Source organism: Arthrobacter sp. StoSoilB22 (assembly GCF_019977315.1).
Classification (GTDB): Bacteria; Actinomycetota; Actinomycetes; order Actinomycetales; family Micrococcaceae; genus Arthrobacter.
The window spans coordinates 3,247,766-3,270,301 of record NZ_AP024652.1; the positions used below are offsets into that span (position 1 = coordinate 3,247,766).

The window sequence follows — 22,536 nt, forward strand, 5'->3', positions numbered from 1 at the left end:
CGGCTTGACCCTCACTTCTTTGTGTCAGTAGATTGATACAAAAGATGTGGGGGTCTTGCCGTGGTTGTTCTGCCAACAATGTTTTTCCTGGGACCGGTAGTCGGTGCCATCATCGTGTACCTGTTCCTGAGGATGCAGGTCTGGTCCAAGCCTGATGCCCAGTCCGTGGCCTCCCATGGGCTTTGGGTGGGCATCATTGGTTGGATGGCAAGTTCCCTGCAGGGTGCCATGAGCGCCGGAATCATCAGGTCGAATCCCCTGGGATCAAGCGCTCCTGCAACTCCGGACCAGATCGCCAACGCACTTGCCTGGCCAATTGTCGCGTGCCTCACCGTCCATGCCCTCGGTCAGCTGAGTTACCCCGCACCGAAGGCACCACGCCGGTACGCAGAGCTGAAGGTCCGGAGGATCAGGGACTTCCTTCCCCGCAAACTCGCTTGGACCACGGCGGCCATCTTCGGCTACGCAGCTTTGGCCATCGCTTGGATCGCAACCTTGCCAGCGTACACAGCCGTGCCGCCTACGCCGCCGGGCCAGTCTCCACCTGAGGACAACGGCTACATGGGACAAGGGCAGGACGGACGGATTCCGGGCCTTGAACTTGCCCTTTGGCTCGGCGGGACCTTGCTGGTTCTGGCCGTGGGAACGTGGCTGGTGCTCCTCCTGATTGCGCGTCGACGCCAGTTGGAAACGCTCGACGGCGATGACAACCGAACTCTACGAACAATAGCCACCAACCGGCTGCTTCGGACCGTGGCGACCATCGCCGCCGGGCTCGCGAGTATCGCCGGGAACTTCGCATCACAACCGGCCCCCGGAGCCACGTGGCAGTCGTCCTGGTTCAACATACTGGGGCTGATCAACATGGCAGTTCTCGCGGCAATGTGGTGGTGGCGGGTGCCTGAACTTCCCTCGATCCTCAAAGCTCCTCAAGTCACGAGCGCAAAAACACTCCGCTCCGATCCTCTAACCCACGGAGCCGCCCGGCTCAGTATTTCCCTTGGAGCAGTGTTGGGCGTGATTGGCGGACTTGCACTAGTGGCGGGTGTCGTGGCGATCCTGATGGCCTCACGCCCCCTCGACCCTGGGGCCTTTCCCATCGTGATCGCCATCGCCGCCGCGGCCCTCTTGACAGCCATTGCGGCCGGCGAGGTGCTGATGGCGCGAAATTATGGCCAACCCGAAGCTCAGCTCCGTTGGCCTCGGCAGGCCGTTTCGCGAGGACTACTCTCCTTCGCAATCGGAAGCGCCGCGATATTTGCCGTGGCTGTGTCTTTCGCCGTGGCCGCGGAATCACAGACCCTCACCCCCAAGGCTTGGCCGGCGGCTCTTCTGCTCTCGGCGGTAGTAGCCGCGGCGGGTGCGGCTGCTATCCTCGCCGTGCGCCGCCGTCGTGGTATCCCGGAAAGTGCGGGCGATGCGGGCCTGGACGCCGCGCTCAGGGCCATCAGCCTGTATCGAATCGTGAGGACACTGGCCGCTTACTGCCTCGGACAGGCCGCAGCGCTGCTCATGATCACCGGCGATGCGTGGTACAGCGTATTTGCACCGGGCGACGGCGAATACCCGTTGGCACCCAGCCCGGCCATCACAGTGGGCATGGTCTTGGCGGCCATCGCAGTGATCGTGGCAGTGGTACCGGTTCGCAGCCTGCTCGGAACCATCCCACGTAGTGATCCTGCTCATCATGAAGAACGGGCGCAATGACCGCCGGAATCACAGTAGACCTCGCGGATCCCGTACCTCCCTTCGAACAAATCCGCAGGCAACTCAGCTCATTGATTGCCATCGGGGTCCTTGAACCCGGCAGCCGGCTGCCCACGGTCCGGAGTCTGGCGGCAGACCTTGGCATCGCGGCTGGCACGGTGGCACGCGCTTACAAAGAACTCGAGCAGCAGGGATTGATCGAGTCACGACGCCGGAACGGGACAATCGTCGTCGGGCCGCCTCAGGCACCGAACGGCACTATCCGGGCAGACGCCGCGGTGATGGCCGCCGTCGACGGCCTGATTCTGACGGCGCGCGACGCGGGCGTGAGTGATGAAACGCTCATTGATCTTCTCCGCGGGCGGCTGGCCAGTAAGCTTGACTCGTGAGCATCCCCACCCCTTATGAAGACCTTCTGCGCGATGTCATGGCTAACGGCACGCACAAGTCGGACCGCACCGGAACCGGAACGCGCAGCGTTTTTGGCCGTCAGCTGAGGTTCGATCTTGCCGAGAGCTTCCCGCTGATCACCACCAAGCGGGTTCACTTCAAATCCGTGGCGGTGGAGCTCCTGTGGTTCCTGCGCGGCGATTCGAACGTGAAGTGGATGCAGGACCAAGGCGTCTCCATCTGGGACGAATGGGCGGATGCCGACGGCGAGCTGGGCCCCGTTTATGGGGTGCAGTGGCGGAGCTGGCCCACTCCCGACGGCGGGCACATCGACCAGATCTCCGAGCTCATGACCAACCTGGCCTCCAACCCGGATTCCCGGCGGCACATCGTGTCCGCGTGGAACGTCTCCGAACTCAAAGACATGGCGCTGCCCCCATGCCACGCGTTCTTCCAGTTCTATGTGGCTGACGGCAAGTTGTCCTGCCAGCTGTACCAGCGTTCGGCGGACACGTTCCTGGGCGTCCCCTTCAACATTGCCTCGTACGCCCTGCTGACCCGCATGGTGGCCCAGCAGCTTGGGCTTGAGCCGGGCGAATTCGTCTGGACCGGCGGCGACGTCCATGTCTACGACAACCACGTGGACCAGGTTTCCGAGCAGCTCAGCCGTGAGCCGTACGAGTACCCGCAGCTGAAGATCCTCCGCAAGCCGGACTCCATCTTTGACTACACGCTGGATGACTTTGAGGTTGTGGATTACCGCCACCACCCCACTATCAAGGCGCCGATCGCGGTATGAGCACATCATCTTCAGAGGTTCCGGACCAACTCCCCGGTGTCATCTTCACCCAAGAGACCGCGGCCCGCATGACCGGCATCGGACTGGTGTGGGCCCAGACCAAGGCCGGCGTGATCGGCAAAGACGGATCCATGCCGTGGCACCTCCCCGAGGACCTGAAACACTTCAGCCAGCTCACCACCGGTCACCCCGTCATCATGGGCCGCAAGACGTGGTTGTCATTCCCCGAAAAGTACCGTCCCCTTCCGGGCCGCACCAACATTGTGGTGACCCGTAACGAAAAGTGGGCGTCCACGCCCGAGGCGGAGGGCGCCGTCGTGGTTTCCTCTCTTGACGCCGCGCTGCTGGAATCTCAATTCGCACCGGGTGGCCAGAAAGTGTGGATCATTGGCGGCGGCGAAATCTTTGAACAATCCATGGGCATCGCCAACCTGGCCGTCATCACCATCATCGACGCCGACTTGGAAGGCGACACTTTCGCCCCCGAACTCGGTGATGATTGGGCCTTCGACGCCGTAGCCCCCTCCGACGGGTGGCTCACCTCCAAGAACGGCACCAACTACCGGTTCACCACGTGGCGCCGGAACGCAAGCCAGGAAAGCCAAGAGAGCTAAGCATGCTGAAAAAACCTGAAACCTTGTTCGTGCTGGGCTACATGCTCCTGCCGCTTTTTGCCCTGATCTCCGCCATTGTGGGACTCACCATGATCCTGGGCGGGAACAAAATTGCCGGGATCATTGTGCTGATCGTTGTCACGCAGGTGTTTACGTTTGGTGCGTTCTTTACCCTGCGCAAGCGTAAGGCAGTCCTGTTGCAGGAACACGACGCCGGCCACTAGCCCGGGCGGTCAGCTTGCGGGCCGCTGTGGCGGGTGCCGTCGTCGTGCAGTGCGTGCGTGACGTAACCAACAGCGGCACTGAGCCCCGAAAGTTTAGACTTGGGAAATGACTACAGCAGCTAATCCGTCCGTTGGACTGGTCGGTTGGCGTGGCATGGTCGGCTCCGTCCTGATGCAGCGCATGCAGGACGAGAACGACTTCGCCAACATCAACCCGGTATTTTTCTCCACCTCGAACGCAGGAGGTGCCGCCCCGACGTTCGCGCAGGGGGCTGGCAAGCTCGAGGATGCGTTCGATATTGAGACCCTGGCCAAGCTGCCGATTATTGTCACCGCTCAGGGTGGCGACTACACCAAGCAGGTCCACGGCGAGCTCCGCAACCGCGGCTGGGATGGCCTGTGGATCGACGCTGCGTCCACCCTGCGCATGAACGATGACTCGATCATCGTGCTGGACCCCATCAACCGCGACGTCATCGACGCCGGCCTGTCCGGTGGCGTGAAGGACTTCATCGGCGGCAACTGTACGGTTTCCTGCATGCTGATGGGCCTCGGCGGCCTGTTCAAGAACAATCTGGTGGAGTGGGGCACCTCCATGACGTACCAGGCGGCTTCAGGCGGCGGTGCCCGGCACATGCGTGAACTCCTCAACCAGTTCGGCACCCTCAACAACGAGGTCAGCAGCGAGCTGGACGATCCCGCGTCTGCCATTCTCGAAATCGATCACAAGGTCCTCGCCGCCCAGCGCACCGGCGTTGACGCCACCCAGTTTGGCGTGCCCCTGGCCGGATCCCTCATTCCGTGGATCGATGCCGACCTCGGCAACGGCCAGTCCAAGGAAGAATGGAAAGCCGGAGTAGAGACCAACAAAATTCTCGGCACCGGCAACGGCACCGCCGGCAAGGACCACATCGCCATGGACGGCTTGTGCATCCGCATCGGCGCCATGCGTTCACACTCCCAGGCCCTCACGCTCAAGCTGCGCGAAGACCTGTCCGTGACGGAAATCGAGAATCTCCTGGCCAAGGACAACGAGTGGGCCAAGGTTGTTCCCAACACCAAGGAAGCCTCCATGGCTGACCTGACCCCTGTGGCAGCTTCCGGCACCCTGGACATCCCGGTGGGCCGTATCCGCAAGCTCGAAATGGGCCCGGAATACATCAGCGCCTTCACCGTGGGAGACCAACTCCTCTGGGGTGCAGCCGAGCCGCTCCGCCGCATGCTCAACATCGTGACGGGCAAGCTCTAGCCTGCCCGGCTTAGTACGTCCCTAACCCGCTGTTCCGTTGCTGCCCGGCAACGGAACAGCGGGTTTTCGACGTATTAGGGCTCAGCAGGCCAGAGGGCTCACCCTGCCATGAACTTCAGGTAGGCACGGCCCTGGGCGTGGAAGGAACGCTCAGCGGCTGGACCCAGTACCCCCGCAAACGGTTCCGGCGTGACACCTATGGTCTTGCCATTCACGGTCCTGGCCCACGTACCCACCACTTCTCCGCCGGACACCATGATCCGTTTGAAAACTCCGTTCTTGCCCGGCACCACCAACTCCGCGTGTTCAGGAGCCAGCACCAGGCTCCGGTCCTGGTAGCCGAGCAGGAACTCGTCGAACCCCGGGAGCGCCAGCAACGAGCGCGAGCCGGGGACGCCGTCGTCGAGCATTGCCGCAGTCTCCGGTGAGAGCCAATAGCTACTGCCCCCAAACTCAAGTTCAACCAGGCGGTCCTGCACCTCGTAGAGGGCGGCCCGGGCTTCGGTGAGCGGAATTTGGCTCCACCACGCAAAATCCTTGATGCTGGCAGGGCCGTGGCTCCTTACATAGCGGAGCAGGAGCTCAGCAATCCCCTCTGCACGTCCCAGCTCCCGCGAGTCCGGAATCCACTCCTCGAAGGGCACAAACAGCTGCTGCACGCCCACTTTGCCGTTGGTTCCGGCCATGGGTCCTTGCACCAGCCACGCGAGCTGGCAGAGACTGCCCAACAGATGAATGCCTCGCTGGGCCTTGGTGATCTGACCGGCATCCTCGAAAGCCTGGAACAGCTGCTCGCGGCTTGCTCCTGGCGCACCAGCTGCTTTGAGGGCCTCACCGGTTTTGAAGGCGATGTCCCTGCAATGGCTGATGTCCTCGGACGTGATGCCGAGTTCACGGTGACGCCCGGCCAGGGACTTCATCAGCCGGCCACCGGTGATGCCCAGAATCCACTGGAGATCCTCGGGGGCCACTAGGTGGAGCGTCCCACGCATGGGCCACGACCGGACTACTGTCCCGGCGTCGAGGGCGGCGCGAACGTCCGACGCGGCCGTTCCAGGTACCCGCTGCCCAACGGCCCACAAGGCTGAACCCAAGTCCTGCGCCTGCATGCACGTCATCCACCGGACCGCGTCCGGAACCGTGGGAAAGCCTCCGCCCAACAGGCCTTGACTGACAAGCCGCAACCGGCCCATGACGCGCGGAGTGGGGTTGGTTCTCTCGGCAGGCATGCTTCATCCTAAGAGGACCATCCAGCCCAGGGAACCTTGCCGTGCCTCCCAGCCGTCACCCAGCAGCGGATCCTAGGATGGATTCATGCTTTTTGGTGATCTTGCTCCGTTCGTGCGGCCGATGAGCCGGTGGTTGGCTACCGCCGGCTGGTTCTGCACGCTCGCCGGGCTCGCCGCCGGACTGATAGTGGCGGTAGGGACCGGTGTGAGTCTCTCCCCCGCGATGCAGGCAATCCAGACCGTGAGTTTGGTAGCAACTGCAGCTGCTGCGGTTCTCATTGGGACCGCTGCCGCCACCCAGCCAGTTGCCGACCGGGACGACGACGCCCCCGAGCCCTGGTTCTACCCGGCCGCCGCGGCGCAGGTCCGCAGTTTCCTTCTCGGAGCGATCGTCCTTCTCCTGGGCTTGGTCGGCTTCGCCACGGCCGGGCTGTTCATGCCCAGCGGACCCTCACCGCAAAGTATCGCGTTCAGCCAGATCTTCCTGCTGGGAGCGGTCAGCTGCGGACTAACGTTCCTGCTGCTCAACAAGGTGCTTCCGATCGCGGAACGGCGCACGCGCTGAGTTTTAGCTAGAGGCTAACGCCGATCAGCAAGGGCTCCGGGTGCAGTTCAATACCAAAACGCTCGACGACGCCGGAACGCACCTCACGCGCGATGGCCACCATGTCCGCGGCCGTGGCTGAGCCCCTGTTGGTGATGGCAAGAGTGTGTTTGGTGGAAAGGGAGGCCCGTCCGCCGGAGACACTGGAATCCTCCAGTCCGAAGCCCTTGCCGAATCCTGCCTGATCAATCAACCAGGCAGCGGAAAGCTTCACCAGTCCGTCATCCCCTGCTGGGTATTTGGGCGCGTTGTCCGGCAAAGTCGAGGCAAGATCCGCAGGCACAATCGGGTTGGTGAAAAATGAGCCCGTGGAATAGGTGTCGCGGTCTGCTGCGTCCAAGACCATTCCCTTGGACGCGCGGAGCCGGAGGACTTCCCGGCGGACATCGTTTGAGTAGGCGCGTTTCCCTGCCTCCACACCCAGCACGCGGGCCAGCTCGGCGTAACGGATTGGCGCACTCATCCGCCCCAACGGCAATTGGAACTCCACGGTCAGCACAACGTAGCGGGGCGAGCCCTCAACGGTGGTCTGTTTCAAGATGGAGTCGCGGTACCCGAACCTGAGCTCCGAGTTGGTGAACGTCTGCACTGCGTTGCGCTCACGGTCCCACGTCCGAACGGCCGCAATGGTTTGTGAAACGTCCGCTCCATAGGCTCCAACGTTCTGCACAGGAGTGGCACCAGTGGCACCTGGAATCCCGGACAACGCCTCCAAGCCGGACCATGCGTGCAGGACGGAGTATTCCACCAGCGCGTCCCAGTTATGGCCCGCCTGAACCACCACAGACACTCCGCCACAGCTGTCCTCGGAGTTCACGGTGAAGCCCTCGGAGGCGATCTTCAGGACAGTTCCGGGGTAGCCGTCGTCGGAGACCAGCAGATTGGAGCCACCGCCAATGATCAGGATTTTGTCACCTGCAGCGTCGGCCGACCGGACGGCGTCGATGATCTCCGCCTCGGTGCGGGCCTCAACGTAGTTGCCCGCGGGGCCGCCAACGGCAGCAGTGGTCAGTTCAGAAAGCAGCGTTTGGGTCACCAATCAAGCCTAACGGGCTTCGTTGGGCTGCGCCGACTCCGCCGCCTTGCGGCCAGCCAGGGGTGCCAGGAAGAAACTGACCACCAGCAGAACCAGGGGTGCCAGCAGCGAATGCAGGATGCCGAAATGTTCAGCCAGCAACCCCAGGAGCGGAGGGCCACACAGGAAGGCACCGTAACCAATGGTGGAAACTACCGATACACGGGCCGCCGCGTGCACTGGATCATCGGCGGCGGCGGACATACCCACCGGGAACCCGAGCGAAGCGCCCAGACCCCATACCGCCAACGCCACGAACGCGAGCCACGGAACCGGAGAAAACACAAAGAGTGAAAGACCCACGACGGCGGTGGCCGAGCACCAGCGCATCACCACCACCCGCCCGAAACGGTCCAGGATGACCGTTCCCGCGAAACGGCCAATGGTCATGAACGTCACAAAGAGCCCATAACCCACAGCGCCTGCGGCATCGGACTGCCCATAACCGTCGGCAAGTGCCAGGGCCACCCAGTCCCCCGCGGCTCCTTCGGCCAATGCCAGGCCAAGGACCAGGACACCGATCAGTAGAGTCCGGCGATCACGCCATGCCAAAGCCACGAGCCGCTTGTTGTCCAGCGGGACGGCAGTCTTACGGGCATCCGGCTGAGCGACGTCCTGCTGAGCGCCGTCCTGCTCGCCGGAGATGATGGGCAGCGGGCCGGTGGAGGGGTCCTGGAAAGTATCGGTCTCTTCAGGGTGGTAGGTCTTTGTCACTGCAGCGGTCTTTTCGGCGCGGAACCAAAAGGTAGCGGTGACCACAGACGCCGTCACTACTACGCCGGAGATCAAAAAATGCCAGAACACCGGCATGTGGATGGCGGCCGCCCAGGCGCCGAAGCCCGCAGCGGCTACCGTTCCGAGGCTGAAGGAACCGTGCAAGTGCGGCATGATGTGCCGCTCCAATTCGCGTTCGAGCGAGGCCCCTTCCACGTTGGATGCGGTATTCCAACTGGCCGTACCCAGGCCCAGGATGATCAAGCCTGCCGCCACCACCAAGGGGTTGGCCGCCAAGGAGGTTCCAACACCCACAGTGACAAGGCCCGCACCCACCATGCTGCTGCCGATCCTCGTGGTCAGCTGAGGACCGAGCCGCAGCACAATCAGGCCCGAAGCCGAGATCGAAATGAAGGACGCCACCGTCATGCACATCAGCAAAAGACCGATGCCACCCGGCGTGAGATTCAGTCCGTCGCGAATGGCGGGAAGCCGGGAAACCCACGTGGCGAAGGCGATGCCGCTGGCCGCGTAGGACGCAAGAACAGCGGCGCGCCACCGCGACATTTCGGTCGGAGTGGCGCTCGGTTTGCTGCGATGTTGCCAGGTGTTCGTTAGGTTCAAGAGACCTTCACAACCGCCTGCGATTTCATGAGGACCTTCTGTCCACCCGCAACGACGGTGAGGTCGACGCGCACGGTGCGGGCATCGGCGTCGAGCGCTCCCACAACACCGGTCACGTCAATGACAGCGCCGGCCTCATCGGTGCCAGTGGTATCGGTAACAAGGACGGGCTTGGTGAAGCGGGTCTGGTAATCGACGACGGCGGCAGGGTCCCCGGCCCAGTCGCTCACCAGCTGCACTGCGGCGCCCATGGTGAACATGCCGTGGGCGATGACGCCCGGCAGTTCCACGGAGGTGGCGAAAGATTCGTTCCAGTGGATCGGGTTGAAGTCGCCCGATGCTCCGGCGTACTTCACCAGGTCCTGACGGGTGACGTCAATGCTGCGGGTACCGATTTCCTGGCCGACCGTCAGTTCTTCGAATGTAGGGCTCATGGTTACTGTCCCTCTCCGCGGACCAGGATGGACGAGGTTGTGGTGGCGACCTTCTCGCCGGCTTCGGTGGAAATCTCGGAGCGTGTGGTGATCATGGCTCCCCCGCCCATGGCCCGGACACCGTCAACGTGCAGTTCGGCCACGAGGCGGTCACCGGCAACAATGGCGCGGTGGTGCGTGAAACGCTGATCGGCGTGGACCACCCGGGAAAAGTCGATGCCCGACTCCGGATCCTGGACGAGCTGGGCGTCGGCACGCTGGGCGACGATGATGGCAAACGTTGGCGGGGCAACGAGGTCGCTGTGGCCCAAGGCTTTGGCTGCCTCAACATCAAAATGCGCGGGGTTGCTGGCTTTCACAGCCTTGGCGAACTCGCGGATCTTTTCACGGCCGACGTCGTATACCTCTGCGGCAGGGTAGCTACGGCCCTGCAAGTCCGGATTGATACTCATGATCCAACCCTATCGGGCCTTAAGGCCCGCAGGCAGCGCCTTAAGAGGTGAAGGCGTTACTTCTTGTAGCTCTTGCGGATCTTCTGGCCGCGCACCACAAGCCCGGCAACGTGGAGCAACAGCCCGACACCAATGATGGGCAACGAAGCGATGGCCAGGCCTTGGTTCCCTGACGTGTTCCCCACAATGGACAGGACGAGCCCGACGGCAATCAGTCCCATGGCACCGAAAACCAGCACTTTGTACGATGTGGAGGCCGTGGCCCAAAATTGTTCCAGCACCGTCCAAGTCTACGTGGTGCGTTGCGGCCGGGTGTTGCGAGGCCTACTCTGCACCCTTGGAACCCGGAATACCCTGCGAAGCGGGCCCCACAACGCGAGGGCCCTTGCCGGGAGGGAACGCTAGAACAGGGAGTCCTGCAGGGCCGGGATTTCCGTGGTGTGGGGGCCGAACTCGATCTTGCGGCCTTTCAACGCACCCAGGTCCGCCACAAAACTGCCCTCCACCTCGGTCCCCGTTGCGTCGGGCAGGGCCGCCAAGGCGATCGCCCCTGACACTGAATGAATCCGCAAACCGTGCCCGCCGCCGTCGAACGTTGCCGGGTAGGGGTGCCGCAAGCCGCCCTGGGCGCGGGCGGTACACAGCGCGTCGGCCAATGCCGGCCGCTCCCACTCTTCCTCCACAACGGCGTAACCTGTCATGGCCAGCCCGCCCAGCAACTCACGCACCCTGCCCGCGTGCTGACGGTTCACGGTTGAAAGCTCGACGGCGGCACGCGGCTCCACGAGGCCCGCCACCTTGGCCGCGGAGCGGACTTGCTGGACGAGGCCGAGTTCGCGGGTCACGAGGTCCTCGAGAACGCGAACAACGCGTCCGTCTTCAGCGTGTGCCACATAGGAAGCGTGCACAGCTCCCTGCTCAGCAAGCCGGTTCCATTTTCGGGGCGCAGAGGCAGTCCCCACTTTGGTGGCACCGTTCGCGAACGTGGCCACATAGAGCCAATGAGGCTGCATCAGGTAAGCATGGAGGCCGGTGGGAACGGATGTTCCGCGGTGGAAGTCGTGCATCAGGCGGGAGTCGTCCCGCGCAAAGCAGGCCCCGCATTGCTTTGCACGCTCGGCTGGGGAACCGCTGCGGCACGGAACATGGGTGCGGTCCCCCGGGCCGTGGACCTTCGTGTGCCCAAGGCACCACAAACCCGGGAGAACGCGCAGGCCCAGGGCTGAACCCCGGGCCAACGCCATATCAACGAACTCCTCGTCCGGCGTGAAGATACGCAGCGAAGGGGACGACGAATCCCACGCGACTCCGTGGACCAGCATCTTTACCTGACCAGCACGCTTACAGGGAAGGCTGGACTCCGAAGGCCACTGCGAGCTTCATGATCTTTTCGGCGCGGCCCAGACGTGGGAGGTCGGAGCCATCGCGGATGACACGGCCGTTGGCCTCAAAGTCGTTCATGAAGTCCGTGGCCCAGGCGACGTCCGACGGCGTGGGGCTGATGACCTCGTTGATCACAGTGGTCTGGTCGATGGCCAGGCAAAGCTTGCCGGTCATGCCCATGGTCACTGTGATGCCGGTCTGCTCACGCAAGATGGGGTGGTTGGTGCCGACGGTGGGACCGTCGATGGGGCCCGGCAGGTTACCTACGCGGCTGGCGACAACGAGCTTTGCACGCGGGTACGCCATGGCCTCCGGGGTGGCTGCCATGCCGGTGTCGCGGCGGAAGTCGCCGGAGCCGAACGCCAGGCGGAAAGCACCCTGCGCGCGGGCAATGTGGTTGGCTTCCTCGATGCCAAGGGCTGACTCAACCAGCGCGATGACGGGGGTCTTGCCATCCATGCGGTGGAAGCTCTCGGTGACCTGGTCTGAGGACTCGGTCTTTGCCAGCATCACGCCGAGCAGGCCGGGGGTGCCGCGCAGGCCGGCGAGGTCATCGGCCCAGAACTTACTGGTTGCGTCATTGATGCGGACCCAGGCCTTGCCACCGGCGGTCAGCCAGTTGACTACGTTCTCGCGGGCCATGTCCTTCTGCGAAGGGTCAACTGCGTCTTCGATGTCAAGGATGATGGCGTCTGCCCGTGAACCCGCGGATTCGTCAAAAAGCTCCGTTTTCATGGCATTCACAAGGAGCCATGAACGGGCGATGTCGGCGGGAATATTGCGGGTAGGCCGAACTGATTCGGCGGCGATGCTAGACGTCATGTATCTACCGTATCCGGCCAGCGCCCTGCACAGCGAAGAATTCCGCCCGCTTGTGAGGATCAATACGAACTAAACCCCATATGACTGTGGGGTCCGGCAGTATGAACGCCCGACGCCGGTACCGGCCAGTCATATCCGGCCCGCCTGTCGCTGTTGTTCATAGGGCTCAACACGGCGTCTTTGTGTCCCAGAGTTGCCGGGAATGGCCCCGGATTTCCTTCCGTTTCGGGCTGTTTCGCAGCGTTTCCGGGCGTTACCGCGGCACTTCCCAGCCGGCGTTGGGATGGGTTTACATCGTTCCCAAGCCGTTGCACGGGTTTGCAAACTCATGCATCAGCCGGCCACCCAACACATCCCAATCCATCGAAAGTAGCTCCCATGAAACTGCACCTGCCCCTGCTGAGCGTCGCGGCCGCCGTCGTACTTGCGCTGACGGTGTCCGGCTGCGGCGGTGCAGCCGAAGCCGGACCTGGCGCGCCAGCCGGTAACGAAGTGAAGGAACTTCGGTATCAAGGCTCCGCTAACAACGTCACCTTTCCTGAACTCGCTGCCGATCTGGGCTACCTCGGGGACCTGAAATTGAACTGGGTGGGAAACACCACCAGCGGCCCGCAGGACATCCAGTCCGCTGCGACCAACCAGACCGACTTTGGCGGCGCGTTCTCCGGAGCGGTGGTCAAGCTGATCGAAGCCGGCGCTCCCGTCAAGGCAGTGACCAACTACTACGGCTCCGACGAGAAGACCTTCAGCGGTTACTACGTCAAGGCCGATAGCACCATCAAGGAACCCCGTGACCTGATCGGCAAGAAGATCGCTGTCAATACTCTGGGCGCACACCACGAAGCCGTCATCAACACCTGGCTGACCAAGAACGGACTCAGTCAGGACGACATCAAGCAGGTTCAGTTGGTCCCGTTGGCGCCGAACGATACTGAGGAAGCCATTCGCCGGGGACAAGTAGACGCCGGAACGCTGGGCGGTGTGCTGCAGGACCGGGCCATTGAGGCCGGCGGACTGAGGTCACTGTTCAGCGACGTGGAGCTGTTCGGAACTTTCGCCGGCGGACAGATCGTGCTCCGCAACGACTTCATCGCAAAGAACCCCACCACCACCCGCACGTTTACCACCGGCGTTGCCAAAGCCATCAAGTGGGCAGCTGAAACACCCCGTGACGAAGTCATTGCCCGCTTCACCAAGATCATCGATAACCGTGGACGCAATGAGAGCACCGCAAACCTGAAGTTCTGGAAGAGCCCCGGAGTTCCGGACGCCGGGGTCATCACGGACGAAGACTTCACCCGTTGGGAGGCTTGGCTCAGCTCAGCCGGGATCGTCAAGGACAAGCTCTCACCCTCCAAGTACTACACGAACGAGTTCAACGAGCTCGCTGCAGCGAAGAAGGGATAGTTATGACAGCCAAAATCAGTCTCCGGAACGTCACCAAGGAATTCACGGTCCGGGCAACGAAGGACACGGCAGCTACCCGGCTGACCGCCATCGATTCGCTGAGCCTGGATGTCCGTGACGGCGAGTTCCTCACTTTGGTGGGTCCCAGCGGTTCGGGCAAGACCACGCTCCTGGACCTGCTGGCCGGGCTCTCCACGCCCACCTCCGGCGAGGTATTGGTGGACGGCAAAGCTGTCACCGGTCCGGGCAAGGACCGCGCTGTGGTGTTCCAGCAGTACGCGTTGTTCCCGTGGCGGACGGCCTCTGCCAACGTGTCCATCGGGCTTGAGGGAGCGGGCCCTGACGGCAGGAAACTGAACCGCCGTGAACGGGCTGCCAAAGCAAAGGAATACCTGGCTTTGGTGGGGCTTGCCGGTTTTGAGGACCGCTACCCGCATGAGCTCTCCGGCGGAATGAAGCAGCGCGTGGCCATCGCCCGGAGCCTGGCGTACGAGCCCGATGTGCTGCTGATGGATGAACCGTTTGCTGCGTTGGACGCCCAGACCCGCGAGCAGTTGCAGGACGAACTCCTCCGGATCTGGAAAGCCACGGGCAAGACCATCGTCTTCATCACCCACGGCATCGATGAAGCCGTGTACCTCGGCGAGCGCGTGGCTGTTCTCAGCGCGAGGCCCGGCCGGCTCAAGGAAATCGTGGACATCAACATTCCGGACCGCGACGGCGATGAGGACATCCGCTCTCACCCAGCCTTCGTTGAGCACCGCCACCAGGTATGGACGCTCCTGCACGACGAAGTCCGCCGAGCCCAGGACGCCGGCCACCGCAAAATCCTGCCTGATGGCAGCGCACCGGACGAACCGGCAACCATCACCGAAAGGAGTGCCGCCTGATGACCACCACGCTCACGCAAACAGAAGCCGCGCCCAAGACGGGCTTCGCGCCCGACCCCAGTGCCGCCGTCGAGCATTCCACTACTTCGACGGCAGCGGCAGACGGTACGACGCCGGCACCTGGCCTGGTGCGACGAGTCACCGGGGCGGTGGGGGCGGGTCTGTGGAAGTCCGCCGCGATCCTGGCATTCCTGGCGCTTTGGGAGCTTGGGCCGACGTACCTGGCCAGCCCGTCCACCAGGGTGTTCCTCCCGCCGCTGCACGAAGTGCTGGTGGCCTGGGGCAAGCTTTTCGAAGCCGGGACCATCCAGGGCCACATCGCAGCCAGCCTCACACGCTCAGTTGCCGGTTTCGGTGCTGCCCTGGTGGCGGGTGTCTCGCTGGGCCTGCTTATTGCCTGGTACGGGCGGCTGAACTCGGTCCTAAATCCCTTGCTGGAGCTTTTCCGCAACACCGCCGCGTTGGCTCTGCTTCCGGTGTTCACGCTGCTGCTGGGTATCGGTGAGGAATCCAAGATCAGCATCGTGGCCTACGCTGCGTTCTTCCCGGTGCTCCTGAACACCATTGCCGGCGTCAGGACCGTGGACCCGTTGTTGATCAGGGCCGCGCGTTCTTTGGGGCTCAACAGTTTCCGGCTGTTCCAGAAAGTCATCCTGCCCTCGGCGGTTCCCACCATTTTCACGGGCATCCGCATGGCCGGCACCGCATCCATCCTGGTGTTGATCGCCGCCGAAATGGTGGGAGCCAAGGCCGGCCTGGGTTATCTGATCGTGAATGCACAGAGCAGCTTCCTCATCCCGGACATGTACGCCGGCATCCTCACGGTTTCCTTGCTGGGGCTCGGCGTGAACTTCCTGTTGGTAGCCCTTGAACGGCACTTCTCCCGCTGGCGGACCGCTGTTGGCGCCGCCGCTTCCTAGACCCACCCCGCGGCTCTTGCCGCAACCATCACAACAAGTAAGGAAAGAACCATGACCGTCATTACCGAAACCAAACTCGAGTTCGCAAAGCTCGGCTCCCGCATCGGCGCCGAAATCCGTGGCTTGGACATCAGCGGTGACCTTAGCCACGAAACGGTGGCGCAGATCCGGGCAGCACTGAACGAGCACAAGGCACTGGTGTTCCGCGAGGCCAACATCCTCACAGACGAAGCCCAGGTGAAGTTCGCTTCGCATTTCGGTCCGCTGACCAAGGCACACCCCACTGTGGCCTCCGTGGACGGCGAAGAGAATGTCCTGCCTGTGGACAGCGAGAACGGCTCGGCCAACAACTGGCACACGGACGTCACTTTCGTGGTCAACCCGCCGCAGGCCTCCACGCTGCGCAGCATCGACCTTCCGGCATACGGCGGCGAGACCCTGATCGCGTCCTCGGCCGGCGCATATCAGGACCTGCCCGAGGAGTTGCGCAGCTTCGCAGACAACCTGTGGGCCATTCACACCAACGACTACGACTACTCGGTGCCCAAGAACCTTGAGCACTCCAACGCGGAGGAGCGACGCAAGGAGTTCACCCGGCTGAAGTTCGAAACCGCCCACCCTGTGGTGCGGGTCCACCCGTTGACCGGCGAGCGCGGATTGTTCATTGGGGGCTTCGCGCAGCGGCTTCGGATTGTGGGCTTGTCCAACACTGAGTCAAAGGACATCATCCGTCTGTTGCAGGCTTACGTGACGCGCCCGGAGAATGTGGTCCGGGTGAATTGGGAGCCCAACCAAGTGGTCCTGTTCGACAACCGCATCACCCAGCACTATGCCCCAGACAACTACGATGGCCAGCCGCGCAAACTCAACCGTGTGACCATTGCCGGGGACATCCCGGTGAGCATCGATGGCAAGCCCAGCCAAACCTTGCAGGGTGACTCGAGCACCTACTCCGTGGTGGCTCCGGCCAGCCCCGCCTCGTAGCTGTGTGTTGCTGTCCGCACCCAGCTGAGTCGCAGTTAAGCGCGTTTAGAGAGGTCATAACGCGCACAACTGCGACTCAGTTGGGTTAAAACCGGGGTTAGGGGATGTTGATCCCACGCGCTGCCACCCACAGGCCGTACCACTGGGCGCGGGTCATGGTGGCAGCAACGGAGGCGGCATCAGCGCAGGCCTTGATGCGCGCAGGGTTGGTGGTGCCCACAACTGGCGAGATCCTGGCGGGGTGCTTCATCAGCCAACCCAGCAGCACCGATTCCGGCGTGGTGCCCTTCTCCCCCGCCAACCGTTCCAGCATGCCCGCCGTTGCCGACTCGGCCGGTGACAACTCCTCAGGCTTCGCACCCGTATAGCGCCCCTGGGCCAGTGAACCGTACCCCTGCAGTTCAATACCCTTCGCCATGCAGTGTTCAAGAGTCCCGTGCGGGAAGCTGTACTCAAGCCCCTCTGCATGGTTGACCAGAACAGTACTTTCCAGCCAGTCCCGGTGCAGCAGGCTCATTTCCAATTGGTTCGCCACAATGGGCGTCTCCAACTCATCCTGGAGGTAGGCGATCTGGGCGCCGGACATGTTTGACACGCCTACCTGCCGCACCTTGCCTTCGGCCATCAACTGCCCGACGGCGTCCGCCACCTCGCGCGGGTCCATCAACGGATCTGGACGGTGCAGGAGCAACACGTCCACGTAGTCCGTTTGGAGCCGCTTCAAGCTCTGGTTGACCCGTTCAAGGATGGCCTCGCGGGAGAGATCATAATGCGTCTCCAACCCGCGCTCCCCCAGCCGGATCCCGCACTTAGTCTGGAGCTGGATCTTTTCGCGCAGACCCTGCGAACGGGCGAGGACTTCGCCAAAGACAGCCTCGGACTTTCCGCTGCGATAGATATCCGCGTGGTCGAAAAGCCCAATGCCAATTCCCTGCGCGGCTTCGATCACCGCCGCGGCCTGATCAATCTCCGACGCCCCGTAGGACGTGCCGTCCCACGGACCACCGAGTCCCATACAGCCATAGATCAGGCGTCCCCGCCCGTTCGCAGTAGTCATACTTCAGTATTGTCCGCAGGCCCTAGGCGTTGCTGACAATCCACGCCGTGGTGTCTGACGGCAGCTTGCCATCCTCCAGCGGGCCGCTGGTTACCACGATGCTTCCCTCCGGAAGCTCAACGGGCTTGCTGCCGAAGTTGGTGACCGTGTGCCAGCCACCGGGGCGGCTGAAGTGCAGTACGTCCTGGTTGCCGGTCTCCACCCACTGAAGTTCCTCGTCAGTCTGGAGTTCACTGCGCAGGCTCAGTGCCTTCCGGTAAAGCTCCAGTGTGGAGCCTTCCACTCCCTCTTGGGTGGCAACTGCGTAATCCTTGAACCACTCCGGCTGCGGGAGGTGTGCCTTGCCAGCACCGAAACCGAAGGAAGAACCTTCCTCGGTCCACGGCAATGGCACGCGGCAACCATCCCTGCCAATCTCAACGCCCGGGTTACGGAAGAAGGACGGGTCCTGGCGTTCGGAATCGGGAATTTCCGAGACTTCGCGCAAGCCAAGCTCTTCGCCCTGGTAGAGGTAGGCAGAACCGGGAAGGGCGAGCAGCAGGAGCGTTGCGGCGCGGGCACGACGCAAGCCGAGTTCGACGTCGAGCTCTTCTGCCGGCGCGCCGGCCAGCAGCCAGCCCTTGCCGTCCTGACCCTTGGGCTCTCCGCCGGTGATGTCCTGGGCCGCGTTGGTTCCTTGCGCCACGGAACCCCCCTTGGGCAGACCGTAGCGGGTGGCGTGGCGGACGACGTCGTGGTTGGAGAAAACCCACGTGGATGAGGCCCCGGACTCCTTGGCGGCTACCAGGTTGTCCGTGATGATTTTCTTGAAGGACGCGGCATCGAAATCGGACTGAAGCAGGTCGAAGTTGAACGCCTGGCCCAGTCCCTCAGGGCTGGCGTAGCGGGCACGGCGGGACTCGTGAACCCAGGCCTCGGCAACGGCAGTGCGCGGCGGGTTGTACTCGTTGAAGAGCTTGCGCCACTCGGCGTAGACCTCGTGCACTTCATCACGGTCCCAGAATGGGTGGGAGCCATCGGTGAAGCCATCCGTACCGTGTGCCTTGGCTTCCAAGTCAGCCTTCATGGGCAGCGGCTCGGACAGGTCCTTGGCCATGCCGTGGGCAACATCGATGCGGAACCCGTCCACGCCGCGATCCGACCAGAAGCGCAGCGTCTTGAGGAAGTCCTCGCGGATCTCCGGGTTCTCCCAGTTGAAGTCCGGCTGCTCCTTGGCGAAGATGTGCAGGTACCACTGGCCGGGAGTGCCGTCTGGTTCAGTGATGCGGTCCCAGATGGGTCCGCCGAAGACAGAGTCCCAGTCCGACGGCGGCAACTCACCGTTCTCGCCCCGGCCGTCGCGGAAGATGTAGCGGTCGCGTGCCGCGGAGCCCTTGGGCGAGGCCAGCGCTTCCTTGAACCATTCGTGCCGGTCCGAGGAGTGGTTGGGAACGATGTCCACCACGATCTTGATTCCTGCGGCGTGGAGGGCAGCGGCCATCTCATCGAAGTCCTCAAGGGTGCCCAGCTTGGGGTCCACATTGCGGTAGTCGTCAACGTCGTAGCCGCCGTCCGCGAGCGCCGACGGATAGAACGGGCTCAGCCAGACGGCGTCGATCCCCAACTCCTTCAGGTACGGGACCTTGGCCGTGATGCCCTTGATGTCCCCGAGTCCATCACCGTTCGCGTCGTAGAAGCTGCGCGGGTAGATCTGGTAAACGGCTGCCTGACGCCACCAGTTCGGATCGGCCATGCGGTCTGAATCGGTACGGTGTGCCTGCGTGGCGGAAGTACTCACGAAACTCCTTTGATTTAGAATCTAAATTTATGTCCCGGACCAGTATGAAACGCCCGGAGGTTGAAGGTCAACAGTGCTTAGCCCTTGACGGCACCCTGGGTCACCCCTGCCATGACCCAGCGCTGGGTGAACAAGTACGCAATGATCGCCGGAGCCATCGCCATCAGGTACGACGCGAATGACACGTGGTAGTTGTTGCTGAATTGGGTCTGGAACAGGTTCTGCCGCACCGGCAGCGTCTGGAGGGACGGGTCCGAGATGATGAGCGAGGGCATCATGAAGTCATTCCACGCGTAGAGGAAGGCGAAGATGCCCACGGTGGCGCTCATCGGCGCCAGCAACGGAAAAATCAGCTTCCAGAAAGTCTGCCACGTAGTTGCGCCGTCAATCCTGGCGCTCTCTTCGAGTTCCATCGGGATGGAGCGCAGGAAGGCAGTGAAGAGCAGGACGCTGAAGCTCAGCTGGAACATGGTGGCAAGCAGGATGACGCCAAACGGATTATCCAAGCCAAGGCGGCCCGTGAGCTGAATCTGCGGCAGCGCAACTACGGGGAACGGAATGAACATTGCTCCCAGAAGGTAGAAGAACGAGTACCTGAACAGCCGACGCTCCCAGTTGCGCACGATCGCGTACGAGGCGAAGGCAGCCAGGACAATGGTGGCCACCACGGTCCCCGCTGTCACCAGCAAAGACATAGCAGCCCCCACCGGGAAGTTGGTCAGGGTCCAGGCTTGGACAAAGCCCTCAATGCTGAACGGGGCGGGAAAGGAGAAGGCGTTGCCGTCCACGGCTTGCCCTTGGGTCTTGAACGCCATGGAGACCGTGACATACAGGGGAAGCAGCACGGTGACCGCGCACAGGATGAGGATGGTGGTTGCCGGCCAGTTCACGCGTTCGACGGCGGACTCGGACCGGCGCCGGCTCTTTCCGGTGGGCTGGGTGGTGGGCTCGGTGATGGCGAGGGTGGCTTGATTGGTCATCAGAGTGCATTCCGTCCGCGAGTCAGCGAAAGCTGTACGAGAGAGATAACAATGGCTACTACGAAGAAGATCGTGGCGTTGGCCATCTGGTAGGCGTAGTCGCCGCCGTTGAAGCCCGAGATGACGGTCATCGCGATGCTTCGGGTGGACGTGCCCGGGCCACCGTTGGTCAGGCCAACAATGATGTCGTAGGCGTTCAGGAAGCCCTTGAATCCCAGGATGATGTTGATGACCACGTAGCCCGACACCAACGGAAGCGTGATCTTGACCAACTGCTGGAACTTGCTGGCTCCATCGATCTCCGCAGCTTCATAGACGTCGCCCGGCACGGCCACCAGTCCTGCGATATAAATCAGCAGTGCACCCGGCACAGCCTGCCAGGCAGTGACCAACACAATGGCTACCCAGGCGAGGTCCGGGTTTGCCAGCAAGCTGTTCTCCAACCAGGGAATCCCGGCAACGGCACCCAGGGACGGCAGCGAGTTGGAGAACAGGAAGTTGAAGACATAGGCGATGATGATGCCCGAGACCACCATGGGGATGACGAAAATGGTCCGCAGCGCCGATTTCATCCTGATGCGTGAGGTCAGCCCGACGGCCAGGAGGAACGCCACCACGTTCACGGCGATCACGGTGACGATGGAGAACCCGAACGTGAACAGGTAGCTCTGCAGGATGGCGGGATCGCTGAAAATCGCAATGTAGTTGGTCAGGCCGACAAATTCCCAGTCACCGATTCCGATCGAGTTGGTGAAACTGAAGAAGATGCCGATGATTCCCGGAACGGTGATGGCCAACGTGAAGAGGATGAGGCTGGGGACGAGGAAAAAGTAGAAGATCGGCTCGACCCGGCGCTTGCTGCCCTGCTGCTGACGGCCTTGCTTGGCCGAAGCCTGCTTCCGGCCGTCCTGCCCGGACGTGGTGGGGGTGGTGATGATGGACATGATGTTGACTCCCTGCTTCAGCGCTACTGGCGGAAAGCCAGCCGCGCCCAATCTGCGTCGAGGGTGCTAAGGGTGGAGGTGGGGCTGGCGCCGAAAACGAGGGCCTGCGTGTAGTTCATGATCGGGATGGTTTTTGGTACCAGCACTGAAGGACCCTGGTAGACCTGGGCTTGCTCGTAGTACCGCACCATTCCTTCAATCCGGGGGTCGGGGACGTTCGCAGAGTCCTTGGTGGGCGTGAAGCCCAGCTGAGATTTGTTGTAGGCATCGATCACTTCGGGCCGGTAAAGGTACTCGAGAAAGTCCTGCGCGGCCTCCTTGTGCTTGGAGGCCTCCGGGATCCATGCCGCCAGATCCACGTTGACGCGCACGCGCAGGTCCTCGGGGTTCTCGGTCATCGGCAGCGGAAAGGTGCCGAGCTTAAGGTCCGGGGCCGTCTTGGCGATCTCGCTGAAGGCCCACGGGCCCTGTAGGTACATGGCAGCCTTGCCCTGGGAGAAGGCCAGGTTGCCGTCGCCGTAGGCCCGGCTTGCAGCATCCTTGTTGACGTACTTCGAGGCCAGTTCCAGCATCTTGCCAACAGGCTTTTCAAAGTCTTTCTGGAAGGACACTGCAGATTTTGGCCCCACGTTGGTGCCTTCGGCGGAAAGCTTGTCAAAGAAGTCCAGTGTGTCCACCTGGCCACCCACCGAGTAGTCGAACCAGCCCTGGGCGATGGTCCAGTCGTCCTTCCACGTGGCGTAGAACGGCGTCACTCCAGCGGCTTTGAGTTGCTCGCATGCTGCGGTCAACTCACTCCAGGTGGTGGGCACCTTGATGTTGTTGGCCGCGAAGATTTCCTTGTTGTAGATGACCGAGGAGGCCATGATCGAGTACGGCAGCGCGCTGGTGCGGTCCGGATAGGTCCCGTATTGGTCCATCAACGGCTGGAGATCTTCCCGGATCTTTGACGCCGCTGCCGTACCGGAGAGATCGCTCAAGGCGCCCCGCTGGACAAAGCGTGAGGTTTCCATGTTGTAGTTCGCCAAGGCGATGTCCGGCGGATTTCCCCGGACGAAGCTCGCGGACACCACATCCACCCCCGAGGTGTCCAGGACAACCTCGGTGTCGTTCTGGGAGGCGTTGTAGTCGGCAACCAGCTTGGTCATGAAGCCAATGGCTTCGCGCTTGCTGAACGTGAAGCGGATGGTTTCCTTGCCCGATTCCCCCGTGCAACCGGAGAGGAGACCGGCCAATAGGGCCAGTCCGAGGGTCATC

Annotated in this window: 24 protein-coding genes; 11 read left to right on the plus strand and 13 right to left on the minus strand. The window is 62.5% G+C overall.

Features of this window, described 5'->3' with window-relative positions; translation table 11 throughout:
* Positions 1 to 78: 78 nt before the first annotated feature.
* The 6 genes from LDN70_RS15130 (at position 79) to asd (ending at position 4,983) form a co-directional block, all read left to right on the plus strand.
* Entirely contained in the window at positions 79 to 1,707 is a 1,629-nt protein-coding gene (locus LDN70_RS15130; RefSeq protein ID WP_223940655.1) for a hypothetical protein, read from the plus strand.
* Positions 1,704 to 2,096 carry a GntR family transcriptional regulator gene (locus tag LDN70_RS15135; protein ID WP_223940656.1) on the plus strand — a complete coding sequence of 131 codons (393 nt, stop codon included), beginning with the start codon at positions 1,704 to 1,706 and terminating at the stop codon, positions 2,094 to 2,096. Before LDN70_RS15130 ends, LDN70_RS15135 begins: the two co-directional genes overlap by 4 nt.
* Positions 2,093 to 2,896 (plus strand): thymidylate synthase, encoded by an 804-nt coding sequence (locus tag LDN70_RS15140; protein WP_142938332.1) that lies wholly within the window; start codon positions 2,093 to 2,095, stop codon positions 2,894 to 2,896. Before LDN70_RS15135 ends, LDN70_RS15140 begins: the two co-directional genes overlap by 4 nt.
* On the plus strand, positions 2,893 to 3,510 hold the full coding sequence (locus tag LDN70_RS15145) for a dihydrofolate reductase (RefSeq protein WP_166839889.1): 618 nt from the start codon (positions 2,893 to 2,895) through the stop codon (positions 3,508 to 3,510). Before LDN70_RS15140 ends, LDN70_RS15145 begins: the two co-directional genes overlap by 4 nt.
* 2 nt (positions 3,511 to 3,512) lie before the next feature.
* Positions 3,513 to 3,734 carry an NF038396 family protein gene (locus tag LDN70_RS15150; protein WP_223940657.1) on the plus strand — a complete coding sequence of 74 codons (222 nt, stop codon included), beginning with the start codon at positions 3,513 to 3,515 and terminating at the stop codon, positions 3,732 to 3,734.
* A gap of 106 nt (positions 3,735 to 3,840) precedes the next feature.
* Positions 3,841 to 4,983 carry an aspartate-semialdehyde dehydrogenase gene (gene asd / locus LDN70_RS15155; RefSeq protein WP_142938329.1) on the plus strand — a complete coding sequence of 381 codons (1,143 nt, stop codon included), beginning with the start codon at positions 3,841 to 3,843 and terminating at the stop codon, positions 4,981 to 4,983.
* Between the two features lie 98 nt (positions 4,984 to 5,081).
* On the opposite strand, the gene LDN70_RS15160 is transcribed toward asd, so the two are convergent.
* The gene (locus LDN70_RS15160; protein WP_223940658.1) at positions 5,082 to 6,212 is read right to left on the minus strand and encodes a winged helix DNA-binding domain-containing protein; all 1,131 of its coding nucleotides are present in this window, start codon (positions 6,210 to 6,212) and stop codon (positions 5,082 to 5,084) included.
* 85 nt (positions 6,213 to 6,297) lie between these two features.
* Between LDN70_RS15160 and LDN70_RS15165 the strand changes: the two genes are divergently transcribed.
* Positions 6,298 to 6,777, plus strand: a complete 480-nt coding sequence (locus tag LDN70_RS15165) for a hypothetical protein (protein WP_062073243.1) — start codon at positions 6,298 to 6,300, stop codon at positions 6,775 to 6,777.
* Positions 6,778 to 6,784: 7 nt separating this feature from the next.
* Here the strand turns inward: LDN70_RS15165 and LDN70_RS15170 are convergent, their stop codons facing one another.
* From LDN70_RS15170 to LDN70_RS15200, 7 genes are all read right to left on the minus strand, one after another.
* Positions 6,785 to 7,852, minus strand: coding sequence for a UDP-N-acetylmuramate dehydrogenase (locus LDN70_RS15170; RefSeq protein ID WP_223940659.1), 1,068 nt, complete (start codon positions 7,850 to 7,852; stop codon positions 6,785 to 6,787).
* Positions 7,853 to 7,861: 9 nt separating this feature from the next.
* Positions 7,862 to 9,172 (minus strand): MFS transporter, encoded by a 1,311-nt coding sequence (locus LDN70_RS15175; RefSeq protein WP_223940660.1) that lies wholly within the window; start codon positions 9,170 to 9,172, stop codon positions 7,862 to 7,864.
* Between the two features lie 53 nt (positions 9,173 to 9,225).
* A complete protein-coding gene (locus LDN70_RS15180; RefSeq protein WP_142938325.1) occupies positions 9,226 to 9,663 on the minus strand; it encodes a MaoC family dehydratase in 438 nt (145 codons plus the stop codon).
* 2 nt (positions 9,664 to 9,665) lie between these two features.
* The gene (locus LDN70_RS15185) at positions 9,666 to 10,115 is read right to left on the minus strand and encodes an FAS1-like dehydratase domain-containing protein (protein ID WP_024817634.1); all 450 of its coding nucleotides are present in this window, start codon (positions 10,113 to 10,115) and stop codon (positions 9,666 to 9,668) included.
* A 56-nt stretch (positions 10,116 to 10,171) separates the two neighbouring features.
* The gene (locus tag LDN70_RS15190; protein WP_166839878.1) at positions 10,172 to 10,396 is read right to left on the minus strand and encodes a DUF3188 domain-containing protein; all 225 of its coding nucleotides are present in this window, start codon (positions 10,394 to 10,396) and stop codon (positions 10,172 to 10,174) included.
* Between the two features lie 120 nt (positions 10,397 to 10,516).
* Positions 10,517 to 11,437: a DUF2797 domain-containing protein gene (locus LDN70_RS15195; RefSeq protein WP_223940661.1), complete on the minus strand. Its 921-nt coding sequence runs from the start codon at positions 11,435 to 11,437 to the stop codon at positions 10,517 to 10,519.
* 19 nt (positions 11,438 to 11,456) lie between these two features.
* Positions 11,457 to 12,320 carry an HpcH/HpaI aldolase/citrate lyase family protein gene (locus tag LDN70_RS15200; RefSeq protein WP_142938322.1) on the minus strand — a complete coding sequence of 288 codons (864 nt, stop codon included), beginning with the start codon at positions 12,318 to 12,320 and terminating at the stop codon, positions 11,457 to 11,459.
* Between the two features lie 378 nt (positions 12,321 to 12,698).
* On the opposite strand from LDN70_RS15200, the gene LDN70_RS15205 reads away from it, so the two are divergent.
* From LDN70_RS15205 to LDN70_RS15220, 4 genes are read left to right on the plus strand one after another with little or no spacing between them, the layout of a single operon-like run.
* Positions 12,699 to 13,727 (plus strand): ABC transporter substrate-binding protein, encoded by a 1,029-nt coding sequence (locus LDN70_RS15205; RefSeq protein WP_223940662.1) that lies wholly within the window; start codon positions 12,699 to 12,701, stop codon positions 13,725 to 13,727.
* Between the two features lie 2 nt (positions 13,728 to 13,729).
* Positions 13,730 to 14,617, plus strand: coding sequence for an ABC transporter ATP-binding protein (locus LDN70_RS15210; RefSeq protein ID WP_166839872.1), 888 nt, complete (start codon positions 13,730 to 13,732; stop codon positions 14,615 to 14,617).
* Positions 14,617 to 15,537: an ABC transporter permease gene (locus LDN70_RS15215; protein ID WP_142938319.1), complete on the plus strand. Its 921-nt coding sequence runs from the start codon at positions 14,617 to 14,619 to the stop codon at positions 15,535 to 15,537. Before LDN70_RS15210 ends, LDN70_RS15215 begins: the two co-directional genes overlap by 1 nt.
* A gap of 51 nt (positions 15,538 to 15,588) precedes the next feature.
* Positions 15,589 to 16,521, plus strand: coding sequence for a TauD/TfdA dioxygenase family protein (locus LDN70_RS15220; protein ID WP_223940663.1), 933 nt, complete (start codon positions 15,589 to 15,591; stop codon positions 16,519 to 16,521).
* A gap of 97 nt (positions 16,522 to 16,618) precedes the next feature.
* Here the strand turns inward: LDN70_RS15220 and LDN70_RS15225 are convergent, their stop codons facing one another.
* From LDN70_RS15225 to LDN70_RS15245, 5 genes are all read right to left on the minus strand, one after another.
* Positions 16,619 to 17,578 carry an aldo/keto reductase gene (locus tag LDN70_RS15225; RefSeq protein ID WP_223940664.1) on the minus strand — a complete coding sequence of 320 codons (960 nt, stop codon included), beginning with the start codon at positions 17,576 to 17,578 and terminating at the stop codon, positions 16,619 to 16,621.
* 22 nt (positions 17,579 to 17,600) lie between these two features.
* Positions 17,601 to 19,355, minus strand: a complete 1,755-nt coding sequence (locus LDN70_RS15230) for a glycoside hydrolase family 13 protein (protein ID WP_142938316.1) — start codon at positions 19,353 to 19,355, stop codon at positions 17,601 to 17,603.
* A 77-nt stretch (positions 19,356 to 19,432) separates the two neighbouring features.
* Positions 19,433 to 20,335: a carbohydrate ABC transporter permease gene (locus tag LDN70_RS15235; protein WP_160147637.1), complete on the minus strand. Its 903-nt coding sequence runs from the start codon at positions 20,333 to 20,335 to the stop codon at positions 19,433 to 19,435.
* Positions 20,335 to 21,279 carry a carbohydrate ABC transporter permease gene (locus LDN70_RS15240; RefSeq protein WP_223940665.1) on the minus strand — a complete coding sequence of 315 codons (945 nt, stop codon included), beginning with the start codon at positions 21,277 to 21,279 and terminating at the stop codon, positions 20,335 to 20,337. Before LDN70_RS15240 ends, LDN70_RS15235 begins: the two co-directional genes overlap by 1 nt.
* A 23-nt stretch (positions 21,280 to 21,302) precedes the next feature.
* Positions 21,303 to 22,535 carry an ABC transporter substrate-binding protein gene (locus LDN70_RS15245; RefSeq protein WP_223942662.1) on the minus strand — a complete coding sequence of 411 codons (1,233 nt, stop codon included), beginning with the start codon at positions 22,533 to 22,535 and terminating at the stop codon, positions 21,303 to 21,305.
* Position 22,536: the final 1 nt, after the last annotated feature.